Consider the following 10,997-nt stretch of genomic DNA (forward strand, 5'->3'; position numbering starts at 1 on the left):
TCCCGGTCCTCCGCTTCGTCCTCGCTGACGGAGCGGCGTAAGGCGGCAACGCGGATGGAGATCGCCCGGGCGGCGGCCGGACTCTTCGTACGACGCGGCCTGCGCGCCACCCGCGCCGAGGACATCGCCCAGGCCGCGGGCATCGCCCCGCGCACCTTCTACCGCTACTTCGCCACCAAGGAGGAGGCCGTCGCCCCGCTCTACACGGCCGGCGCCCAACGCTGGGCAGAGGCCGTCCGCGAGGCCCCCGCCGGCCTCTCCATACCCGAGGCCCTGGAACACGCGATACGCCACACCCTGACCCCGGGCCTGGGCGTCTCGGCCGCCTCCTGGGAATGGGTCCGCACCCTCATCCACCTGGCCAACACGAGCCCGGCCATCGGAAAGGTGTGGGCAGAGGTGTGCCGGGCGTCGGAGGACATGCTGGCGGAGGTCCTGGCGGAGAGGGCGCGGGCTGGGACGTCTTCGGGCACAGAGCGTCAGGACAACGTTGCCGACCGAATCACCGCGACCCCGGAACTCCGCTTCACCGCAGCGGTCGCGAGCGCATCGGTCCGCGTGGCCGTCGAATCCTGGGCATCGGGCTCAACCCCGGCGTCGGGCCCGAACGGCCCAGCGGAACTGGCCCTGCGAAACCTTGGGGCACTGCGGGGGTTCCGGTGGGAGTAGCGCTCCGCTGAAGGTCCGGTACGCCGCTCGCGGGTGCGTCGTGGCTGGTCGCGCCCACGGTGGGGGTCCCCCCGATCGAGCGCAGCCGAGAGTGGGGGAGGAGCCGCATGCCGATACAGCCCCGCGCCCCTTTGGGGGCGCTGCCGAACCGCCGTCAGTCCGCGGGCACCCCGCCGGCGCCGGGCTGCGCCACCCACCCCCGCCAGCATCACCCGCGCCCGCGAACCCGCGCCAGCCTCACCCGGCGTCCACCCCAACCCCACCGGCCCGACTCAACCGCCCACCCAACTCCCGTACACATTCCACAAGTTCCCCCGGCCCCTCCACAGCGAACTCCTCCTCCACCATCGCCAACCGCACCGCCAACCACTCCACCGGATCCCCGCTGGCGCCCGCCAACCGGCACTGCCCCACCCCCACCGCCTCCGGCACCCCCAGCCACCGCGGCAGCCGAGCCGCCACCACCTCCGCCGACGCCTCGAACGTGACGGCGAACTCGTACGTCTCCTGCCGCCGCCCGATCGACCGCCGCAGATACTCCGCCGCACTCCCCGTCGGCAACTCCCGCGGAGCGAACCGCACCCCCGTGGCGAACGGCTCGCTCACCCGGTCGACCCGGAACGTCCGCCAGCCCGCCCGATCGAGGTCGTACGCCACGAGGTACCACCGCCGCCCCGTCGACACCAGCCGGTACGGCTCCGTCAGCCGCCGCGACTCGCTGCCGTCCTTCGCGCGATACGCGAACCGCAGCCGCTCCCGCCCGGCCACCGTGGACGCCATCGCGGTCAGCGTCTCGGGCGCGATACTCGGCCCGTCCCCGCTGGTCAGCGGCGTGGTCGCGGCCTGCAGCGTGGCCACCCGGTGCCGTAGCCGACCCGGCAGCACCTGTTCCAGCTTGGCCAGGGCCCTGACCGACGCCTCGTCCACGCCCTCCAGCGCGTGCCCCGCCCCGGCCCGCAGGCCGACGGCGATGGCCACCGCCTCCTCGTCGTCGAGCACGAGCGGCGGCATCGCCTTGCCCGCGACGAGCCGGTAGCCGCCGTCGGCCCCTTTGGTCGCCTGCACGGGATAGCCCAGCTCGCGCAGCCGGTCGATGTCCCGCCGGACCGTGCGCCGCGACACCCCGAGCCGCTCGGCGAGCTCGCCGCCGGGCCATTCGCGGGGCGTCTGGAGGAGGGAGAGGAGCTGAAGGATGCGTGCCGGAGTGTCCGTCGTCATGAGTTCGAGGATGCCGCAGCACTAGGACATGATCTGACCTAATGCGCCCGTAGGTTTCGGGACATGACCTTCACCGAGACCTCTTTGACCTCATCGGCCGGGGCCGGAGCGGCCGACCGCCGCCGCTGGTTCGCCCTGGCGATCGTGATGACCGCGGCCTTCATGGACCTCGTCGACGTCACGATCGTGAACATTGCGATCCCGTCGATCCAGCGGAACGAAGGCGCCTCCTTCAGCCAGATCCAGTGGATCACCGCCGGTTACGCGCTCGCCTTCGCGGCCGGTCTGATCACCGGCGGCCGACTGGGCGACATCCACGGCCGCAAACGCGTCTTCCTCGTCGGCATCGGCGGCTTCACCCTCGCCTCCGCGCTGTGCGGCCTCGCCGCGAACCCGGAGATGCTGGTCGCCTCCCGCATCCTGCAGGGCGCGATGGCCGCGCTGATGGTGCCGCAGGTCCTGGCGATCGTGCACGCCACCTTCCCGGCGCACGAACGCGGCAAGGTCTTCGGGCTGTTCGGCGCGGTCGTCGGGCTCGGCGCGGTCTCCGGTCCGCTGCTCGGCGCCCTGCTGACCGAGTGGAACCTGTTCGGGCTCGAATGGCGCCCGATCTTCCTGATCAACCTTCCGGTGGGTGTGGCCGGCCTGATCCTGGGCCGCCGTTTCATCACCGAGTCCAGGGCCCCGTACGCCCTGAAACTGGACCTCGTCGGCGTCGCCCTGGTCACGCTGGGTCTGCTGATGCTGCTCTATCCGCTCACCCGTGGCCGCGAGCTGGGCTGGCCGCTGTGGGGATACGTCTCGATGGGCGGCGCGCTGGTGGTGCTCGCGGTGCTGGTGGCGTACGAGCGGCGCAAGGGGGCGCGGGACGGCTCCCCGCTGATCGAACTGTCCCTGTTCAGGGTCAAGAGCTTCGCCGCCGGCATCGCCGTGCAGACCGTCTTCGGGGTCGGGCTCGGCATCTTCTTCCTGGTGTGGACGCTGTACATGCAGATCGGCCTGGGCTGGAGTCCGCTGCGGGCGGGGCTGACCGGGGTGCCGTTCTCGATCGCGGTGTCGGTGGCGGCCGGCATGTCGGTGCAGAAGCTGGTGCCGCGCTTCGGGCGCGGGGTGCTGCAGGCGGGCGCGCTGGTGATGGCGGCCGGACTGGCCCTCTACGTCTGGGAGTCCGAGCGGTACGGCCTCGCCATCGCCTCCTGGCAGATGGCGCTGCCGCTGATCGTCATGGGTGCGGGCATGGGCCTGATCGTCGCTCCGCTCACGGACGCGATCCTGTCGGAGGTGCCGCGCGAGCACGCCGGTTCGGCGTCCGGGCTCATCAGCACCGTGCAGCAGATGGGCAACGCCCTCGGGCTCGGGCTGGTCTCGGTGGTGTTCTTCGGTGTCGTCGACGACCAGCCTGCCTCGGCGCAGCCGGGTCCGGCGTTCGTCGACGGCTTCCAGCATGCGGTCGGGTGGGTCGCCGTGGTGATGGTGGTGATCTTCCTGCTGATGTTCGCCCTGCCGAGGCGTCCGGCGCAGCATGTGGAGGGCGCGGGGGAGGACTCCCTTGCCTCCGACAGTGAGCCGGTGCTCGTGGGCTGAAGCCTTGGTGCCGTGCCCGTCCTCCAGCGCCAGAGGACGGGCACGGCCATGCAGGGGTACCTGCCTTGCGCCCCGGAAGTGCACCTTGATATACGGTGACGCCCTCTATAGCGTGACGCCATGTCATCGAGGGAACACGTAACCCCGCGTGAAACGGCGGGGTCCGGGGAGCCGCAATCCTGGCTCCCGTCCTTGTCGGGTCTGTCGCTCGAGGAGGTCGCGGCCCTTGATGACACCGTTCTCCGGCCGTCGATCGAGCGTCTCCAGAATCAGGTCAGCCGTCCCCTGTCCACGATCGCGGGCAGCGACGGCGGTTAGGGCCCCTGTCGCGACCTGCCGCAGCGTGCCCCGCCACGTCATGATTCGATGAACGAGGAAATGTCGCGCCGATGCGCCTTCACCACCTCACCGACGCCGTCCTGCAGTCGCTGACCTCCGTCATCGAAGAGAACGAAGCCGTCGCCTTTCTGCTCGAGGCGGAGTCGAGCCGGCGGTTGCTGTTGCTCCGCGCGATTCTGGACGCGGTCAGTGGAGCCGATGCGCGACCGGGTGACGCCGATGAGGTGCGCCGGGCCTGGCGTCTGCTCGAATCCGCCGAGCGGTCGGCTCCGGCAGCCTTCCGCAGGGTGCTCCTCGATCCGCAGACGGGTGTGTGGGCAGCGAACCTGCTGCGCAGACTGTCGCGCCAGGGCCCGGAGACGACCGCGGGTGAGGTACCCCTGCGCGTGGAGCTGGGGTACCTCAGGCAATGGGCGGCAGCCGTGTTCGCCGCCGCCGACATCGACTTCCGCACCCGCGTTCCGCTGCGTGACGGCCGGGTGTTCCTGCCAGGGCTGGGTCGGGCGACCGTCGGCGGCGATCCCTGGGGCACCGCCGAGGTGTGGGGTCGCGACGGTGTGGTCCGGGTCGCGGCGGGCGGCGTGACCGTGACCCTGCCGGAGGAGACGGAGAGCGACGCACCCGGCTGGGAGGGACAGCGGCGGCTGCGTGCCGAGCACGCGGGAGTGCACCTGACCATCGCACTCGACGACCTCGGGCCGTACGTGCCGGTGCCGGAGTTGGGGGCGCCCAGGAGGCTTTCCGAAGTCCAGTTCGCTTCCTGGCAGCATTGGTTCGAGCGCATGTGGCGTGTGCTGGTGGACGACCACACCGACAGCGCCCGGGCTCTGACCACGGGGTTGCTGTCCCTCGTACCGTTGCCGCGAGGGGAGCGGCTGCGCGCGCGGGCGGCCTCGTCGAGCGACGCCTTCGGGTGCCTGCTGCTGTCCGAGCCGGACGAAGACGACGGCGTTCTCCCGGTGCAGCTCGGGGTGGCCGTCCTGCACGAGTTCCGGCACACCCTGCTCAACGGACTCCTCTTCCTGTCGCCGCTGTTCGAGGAGTGTGACGAGGCCTTCTACGCCCCCTGGCGGGATGATCCGCGCCCGTTCGGCGGGCTCGCTCACGGGGCGTACGCCTTTTCGGGGGTCGCGCACTACTGGCGCGCACGCGGTGTGGAGGGACTTGCGGGCTTCGAGTTCGCGCTGTGGCGCAACGCCCTACGTACCGTGTTCGAGACGCTGCGCGACCATTCTGCCCTCACTCCGCTGGGACAAGCGCTGATCGGCAGCCTGGACGAGCAGACCGCGGGTTGGCACGCCGAGCCGGTGGGCGCGTGGGAACAGCGTCTCGCGCACCTCTCGGCCGTTCACCACCGTGCGACCTGGCGCGCACACCATCTCCGTGTACCGTCGGCGCACGCCCGGGAGTTGGCGGATGCCTGGCGTGCAGGGCGGCCCGCGGACGCGGCATCCCGCCCCGACCCCACGCTGCACGCGGACCCGCACGCCTGCCGGCTGGACACGCTGGCGCTGCTGGCGCGGCTCAGACTCGTCGCGCCCGGCGAGTTCGACGCCCTGCACGCGATGACGGACCCGGGGAGTGTGGTTCCCGGTGTGGTTCTGGCCGATCTGGCCCTGGTGGACGGCGACGCCGCGACCGCGGTCAAGCTGTACGCCGACGAGCTCACCTCACCCGGCGCCAGACCGGCAGCCTGGGCAGGGCTCGGCCTGGCCCTGGCCGAGTGCGGCGAGCGGGGCGCGGGGACAGCCCTCACCGAGCGTCCCGAACTCGCCCTGGCCGTTGGCCGCTCGTTGCCCTCCCCGCCGGATCCGGTGGCGTTGGCCCACTGGCTCGCGGGGTAGCGGCACGCGCGGCTGCGCCGGGGCGGGCGGCGCACCGGGCGCCGTGCCCGGGCGGCCGGCGCGGCCCGGGGCCGTCAGAGGGGCATCGGGTCGATGTCGCAGTCAGCGCGGTGGCCCCAGTCGGCGACCTGGGCGACCGCAGGATGACCGCCGCCCAGCTTGCGACTCAGACGCTCGCGGGTGTCGTTGCGCAACGCCTCCGCCTCCTCGACGCGGTTCACCGCACGCAGGTCCATCGCGAGGTTCGCGGCACAGGCCAGGGTCGAGGGGTGGTCGTCGTCGAAGACCTCCCGGGACCGGCGCAGCGTCTCGGTGTCGAGGTCCAGCGCGCCGGCGGCGTCACCGAGGGCGTAGTGGTCGCTGGCGAGATTCGTGCGGCACACCAGCGTGGACGGGTGCGTCGGGCCCAGCTGCTCGGTGAGCTGTTCCAGGGCCACGGCGTCGATGTACTGCGCGGCCACCGCGTTGCCCAGCAGGCGATAGGTGATGGCCAGGTTCACGGCCGCCGACAGTGCGTGGGGGTGGTGCTTGCCGTACGTCTCCTCGTACCGATGGCAGATTTCCGTACCCAGCCGCAGCGCCTCCTCCAGGTTTCCCCGGTGCCGCAGGTGGATGGTCAGTTCCAGGGTGGCGGCCATGGACTCGGGGTTGCGGTCGCCGTACCGGCGCAGGAGTTCGGCGTGGATCTGTTCGGCCGTCGCCGCAGCCTCCTCATGCTCGCCGGCCTTGCGCAGTGCGACGGCCAGCAGGCGGACACAGTGCAGGGTGAACGGATTGCTGCTGCCGAGCAGCGTGGTGGCCTGCTCGGTGATCTCGTGGTGGTACATCAACGCCGTGGGATAGTCGCCGAGTTCACGAAGATCGACGATCAGGCTCAGCCAGGTGCGCAGCGAGTGGATGTGGTCCTGGCCGAAGACCTCCGTGCGGCTGCGCCACGTCTGCTCGTCCAGTTCCAGGGCACGGTCGAACTTTCCCACCAGCCGTAGGCTCACCCCGAGGTTGTGCGCGGCGCGGAGCGTCTCCGGGTCGTCCGGACCGATGAGTTCCACATACTGCTGGTGCACGGATTCGGCGAGTTCGAGTGCCTCTGAGAACGCGCCGCGTACCCGGCGGTCTATGGCGACGTGCTGGATCGCGGCGAACGTGTCCTGATGGTGGGGGCCCATCGACCTGAGATACGCCTCCAGGGTCGCCGCGTTGAGTTCGGCGGCCTCCTTGTAGCGGCCCATGCTGAACTGGAGGAATCCCAGCAATCGGGCGATCTCCAGCGTTTGCGGGTGCTCTTCGCCCAGTCGGCCGGACCATTCGCCGTGGGCGGAGCGGGCCAGTTCCAGGCAGGACTCGTAGTCGCCCCAGCGCAGCAGGTACCCGACCTCGTTCACGACCAGCCGACGAACCCAGGTCTCGTCGGACCGCATCGCCTCGGAGACGACCACGTGGGGATACAGGGTGCCGTAACGGTCCCAGCGAAGCGCGTTGGTGGGGTCGTTGGGATCGCTCGCCACCAGCAGCATGTGGGCGCCGTGGCGCATGGTGGCCCGGTCCTCCTCGGTCATCCGGAACTGCAGGGCCGCCTGCACCAGCCGGTGCATCTGCAGGGAATTGGTGCGGTGGTTGAAGCGGGCCAGCGAGTAGCGGCCGATGTCGCGTATGGCCTGGCCGAGGCGGATCGGATCCTCCAGGGCGGCGTCCAGCTCGGGGGTGAGCGGGCTGGGCGGCATCCGCATGAACATGTTCCGGTCGATCGGCTCGGGAGCAAAGAAGGAGCACACCTGGAGCAGCTGGTACGCGGCCGGGTTCTTGACCTCCAGCTGGTCCAGCGAGATGTTCCAGGCGGCTATGACGGGATGCTGGTTGTCGAGCGGCGCCGTGCCCCGCAGCAGGTCCACGCGCTTCTCGTCGAGCAGGCGCAGGTACTCGTCCACGGGCATGCCGGTCTCGGCGTGCCAGGCGGCGGCCTGCTCGATGGCCAGCGGCAGGTCACCAAGGGCCTGTGCGAGCCGGTCGGCGTCCTCGTCACTGATCTCGGGACCACGTACGCGCAGCAGTTCCTTGCTCTCCTCCCGCATGAAGACGTCGACCTCCAACGGCCGGGCGAGGGAGGCCCATTGGGGATTGCGTGAGGTGACGAGGATGTTCCCGGGCCCGCCCGGTGGGAAGAACTGCCCCACGGCTTCCGGGCTTTCCGCGTTGTCGAAGACCAGGATCCAGTTGGCGTAGGGCACGCCGACGCGTAGGGCCTCCAGCACCGCGGCCACGGTCGACGAAGCGTCGGAACCGGTCGGCACGCCCAGCCGCGGGGCCAGTTCCACCAACGACAGGGAGATCTGCGCCGTGCGTTCGGCAGAGATCCACCAGACCAGGTCGTAGTCGGTCATACGGCGGTAGAGGTATTCGACCGCCAGCAGGCTCTTGCCGACGCCGCCCATTCCGTGCAGCGTGTGGGGCAGCACAGCGGTCGCCTTCTCCCGCAGCAGCCGCTGGTGCAGCTCCTCGAGGAGTGCCTCGCGGCCGGTGAAGTTCGGATTTCTGGGCGGGATGTTTCCCCAGACCGTGGGGGTGCTCCTGGTGCGTCCGTTGCCCACCGTGCTCGCCGGGGCCTGCTGCGGCATCACCGGCCTCCTCTCCCCGTGATCGGTCGGTCGGTCGGCGTCCCCCGACTGCCGGGCGACGGCATGACCGAATGCTGTGGGTGTGGTGGTGCCGTTCTGCTGTGCGTGCTGCGGGCCTTGCCGACCGGCCGTGGCGGCTGCGAGGGCCTCGTCGACCTCCCTCGCCGGCTTCAGGAACGGTCCGGACAAGGCGTGGAGCACCGCGCTCTCCGCCACGAGCCACGGCCCGGACTCCTCGTCGACCGGCGGAAGTCGGTGCACGGCGGCACCGTCCAGCAGCCGGGGCAGTCGCCACAAGTGTTCCCCGCTGGATCCCCGGCGATCCCCCATCAGCTCGACGACCCGCAGGACGTCGGCGCGCCGCCCGGTGGCCAGCAACTCCTCACGGACACCGGGCAAGAAGGCGAATGCCGTGTCCCCGCAGGCCGTGGGAACGACCAGGCCGTACACCAGCAGGTGTGCGAAGTCGGCGACGGAGCTGCCGGGCACCAGTGTGCGCTGCACCTCGTTGATCAGCTCGGCGGTGAGGGGGACGGCGGCGAGCATGGTGGCGAGCGTGAACACGTTGCCGGGCACGGACGAGCGGAAACGCGCGACCCTGGCCGCCGGTGTGGGAACGGGCTCCTCCTCGGCCTCTGCGGAGCCGGCGGGTACGCGCGCGCGGGGGAACATCACCGTCATCGGCAGCCATGCCGGTGCCCCGCCCAGCAGCCTGGACCAGGCCTCCAGCCAGCGGGGGGTGAGTTCGAGCACCGGAACCGCCAGGTCAGGACGGTGGCCGGACGGCGTGCCTTCCTGGACGTCGGGGCCCAGTCCGCGGGGCCGCCAGCGCATCCGGTGGCCGGCTGCGCCCGGGGCGGGTGAGCGCAGCAGCACCTGCCAGCCGCGCAGCCCCGTCGCGTGCCACACCGAGTGGGGCAGCAGGTGGATCAGCGCGGTCGGTCCGGACTGTCCCCAGCGGCGCAGCAGCGGTTCCACCTCACGGGTGCGCCAGCGCGGGCCCGCGCCGTCGGTGAGGAGCAGCGTCAGCCGGGCGCCGGCACCATGACGCGGCAGCGTCGCCGGATCGGCGCTGTGGGCGAACGGCAGCCGGTGTGTGGTGATCCGCCCGAAGGAACCGTCCCGGTGCAGTTCCCTGGCGAAGTCGTGCGCCGTTTGCTGCCACAGGCCCATCGTCGGACCCGAGTCGACCACCAGCGCCACGTCCCTGATAGGGCTGCGTCCGAGGGCGGTGCCGATGCGCCGCAGCGCGTCCGGAAGCCCTGGTGGGAGGGCGGCGGGAAACGGGCCCGTGGGAGAGAGCCGCGCCCGCTCGGATTCCGGGGTCCGCCCGGGCGGCCGCGGTCCGAAAGTGGCGCCGGGTTCGACTGGGAGCGGCGGCCGGCGGGGTCGGTTCATGGCTCCTCCGGCGTGGTCCACCGCCACAGGGTCTCGACGGCCTCCTGCCAGTCGCCGTCCTCGGTCATGGCCTGCAGGACGCCGTCGGCGGCGAGCCGGAGGGCGTCCAGGAACCGTTCCACGACAGGCCCCTCGGCAGCGCAGGCCCGTTCGACGAAGGCGTCCACCACGTCCTCGGCCGGGCGGGGACCTCCCGGCTCCGGCGGGAAGCGGTTCGCGGCGAGGGCACGCAGCAGCTCCGGGCCGGGCCGGTGCGTCCGCAGGGTCACACAGCGGCGTACGAGATCCAGCGGCAGGTCCCGCTCGCCGGTGGTGGTGATCACGACGACGGGGAAGGCATGGCAGCGCACGGCCCCGTCCGGCAGCTGCACCGCCGCCGACGGATCGTCGTCCGTCGACACCCGCAGGTCGGCGGGGACGGCGCAGGGCAGGACGAACCCCCCGCCTCCCAGCACCGTGCACAGGTCCTCGGGCAGCGCGATCTCGGCCCGGTCCAGCCGGTCGATCAGCAGCACGCGCGGGCTGCGGTACGGCAGGAACGCGGTCCCCAGAGGCCCGAGCCGGATCCCATGCCCGTACCCGCCCTCGTGCCCGTCCCGGTACAACCCCTCGCGAAGTGTGCTCAGGGACGTGATCCGCCAGTGCAGGACGCGGCCCAGGCCGAGTTCCCGGCTGATGCGGTACGCGAGGGACGACTTGCCGGTGCCGGGCTCGCCCATGAGGAGCAGGGGGCGACGCAGGTGCAGCGCCGCGTTCACGCGGGCCACCTCGTCCGGGTGGGCCGGCAGGGGCTGTCGTACGGCACCCAGCACCACGGGGGCATACGGGTCGTCGACGGGCGGCGGGGGAAGGTCGGGGCCGCCTCCGAAATTGCGCCAGGCCGGTGCGTCGGGCCACTCCTTCTCGGTTGCCCCGGGCAGCCCCGTGCCTCGGTACGGTCCCCATGACTCGCTGTTCGACGGCATCAACGGCGTCCCTCCGGATGACGGCTCGGGTGCGATGGGCGGACCGGACACGGCCGGACCCGCCGACAGGTGGTCACGGCGGCTCGGGAAGGACGGGTTTGCGGTCGGGGTCGTCCCACAGGACCGTGAGATGACGGCCGATGTGTGCCGCGCTCCTGTCGTCGGCGGAGTCGATGGCCGCCCGGCGGCGATAGGCGGCCATCCTGGCCGGGAACCGCGGCAGACCGTCGGCGAGAAGCCCGTCGAGAACGTCCCGGAACTGCTTCGTGGAGCGGCCCGCACGGTGCCAGATCACCACGGGCAGCCCGCTGCGCAGCGCCGCCTGCAACTCGCGGCGCCCGTGTTCGCGGCCGGGCAGCGGCGGCTCG

7 protein-coding genes are annotated in these 10,997 nt (G+C 71.6%); 3 read left to right on the forward strand and 4 right to left on the reverse strand.

What is annotated here, in order from left to right; all coding sequences use genetic code 11:
* Window positions 1-54: 54 nt before the first annotated feature.
* Window positions 55-669 carry a TetR/AcrR family transcriptional regulator gene (locus ACTWQJ_RS09060; protein WP_443306110.1) on the forward strand — a complete coding sequence of 205 codons (615 nt, stop codon included), beginning with the start codon at window positions 55-57 and terminating at the stop codon, window positions 667-669.
* Window positions 670-906: 237 nt separating this feature from the next.
* On the opposite strand, the gene ACTWQJ_RS09065 is transcribed toward ACTWQJ_RS09060, so the two are convergent.
* Window positions 907-1,887, reverse strand: a complete 981-nt coding sequence (locus tag ACTWQJ_RS09065; protein ID WP_443306104.1) for a helix-turn-helix transcriptional regulator — start codon at window positions 1,885-1,887, stop codon at window positions 907-909.
* A 63-nt stretch (window positions 1,888-1,950) separates the two neighbouring features.
* On the opposite strand from ACTWQJ_RS09065, the gene ACTWQJ_RS09070 reads away from it, so the two are divergent.
* Complete coding sequence (locus tag ACTWQJ_RS09070; RefSeq protein ID WP_443306105.1) at window positions 1,951-3,471, forward strand: MFS transporter; 1,521 nt, start codon at window positions 1,951-1,953, stop codon at window positions 3,469-3,471.
* 389 nt (window positions 3,472-3,860) lie between these two features.
* Window positions 3,861-5,654: an HEXXH motif domain-containing protein gene (locus tag ACTWQJ_RS09075; RefSeq protein WP_443306106.1), complete on the forward strand. Its 1,794-nt coding sequence runs from the start codon at window positions 3,861-3,863 to the stop codon at window positions 5,652-5,654.
* 74 nt (window positions 5,655-5,728) lie between these two features.
* On the opposite strand, the gene fxsT is transcribed toward ACTWQJ_RS09075, so the two are convergent.
* The 3 genes from fxsT to ACTWQJ_RS09090 all read right to left on the reverse strand — a co-directional run.
* Window positions 5,729-9,664 (reverse strand): FxSxx-COOH system tetratricopeptide repeat protein, encoded by a 3,936-nt coding sequence (gene fxsT / locus ACTWQJ_RS09080; RefSeq protein WP_443306107.1) that lies wholly within the window; start codon window positions 9,662-9,664, stop codon window positions 5,729-5,731.
* Entirely contained in the window at window positions 9,661-10,629 is a 969-nt protein-coding gene (locus ACTWQJ_RS09085) for a MoxR family ATPase (protein ID WP_443306108.1), read from the reverse strand. The genes fxsT and ACTWQJ_RS09085 overlap by 4 nt, the downstream gene beginning before the upstream one ends.
* 73 nt (window positions 10,630-10,702) lie before the next feature.
* A partial coding sequence (locus ACTWQJ_RS09090; protein WP_443306109.1) for a VMAP-C domain-containing protein occupies window positions 10,703-10,997 on the reverse strand: 295 nt, incomplete at its 5' end.

Origin of the sequence: Streptomyces sp. KR55 (assembly GCF_052245645.1) — a bacterium.
GTDB classification, from domain to species: domain Bacteria; phylum Actinomycetota; class Actinomycetes; order Streptomycetales; family Streptomycetaceae; genus Streptomyces; species Streptomyces flavusporus.

Excerpts from the sequence above, each read along its gene's own strand:
- ACTWQJ_RS09065 (WP_443306104.1), bottom strand. The coding sequence starts at position 1,887 with ATGACGACGGACACTCCGGCACGCATCCTTCAGCTCCTCTCCCTCCTC.
- ACTWQJ_RS09075 (WP_443306106.1), top strand. The coding sequence starts at position 3,861 with ATGCGCCTTCACCACCTCACCGACGCCGTCCTGCAGTCGCTGACCTCC.
- fxsT (WP_443306107.1), bottom strand. The coding sequence starts at position 9,664 with ATGAACCGACCCCGCCGGCCGCCGCTCCCAGTCGAACCCGGCGCCACT.
- ACTWQJ_RS09085 (WP_443306108.1), bottom strand. The coding sequence starts at position 10,629 with ATGCCGTCGAACAGCGAGTCATGGGGACCGTACCGAGGCACGGGGCTG.
- ACTWQJ_RS09060 (WP_443306110.1), top strand. The coding sequence starts at position 55 with ATGGAGATCGCCCGGGCGGCGGCCGGACTCTTCGTACGACGCGGCCTG.
- ACTWQJ_RS09070 (WP_443306105.1), top strand. The coding sequence starts at position 1,951 with ATGACCTTCACCGAGACCTCTTTGACCTCATCGGCCGGGGCCGGAGCG.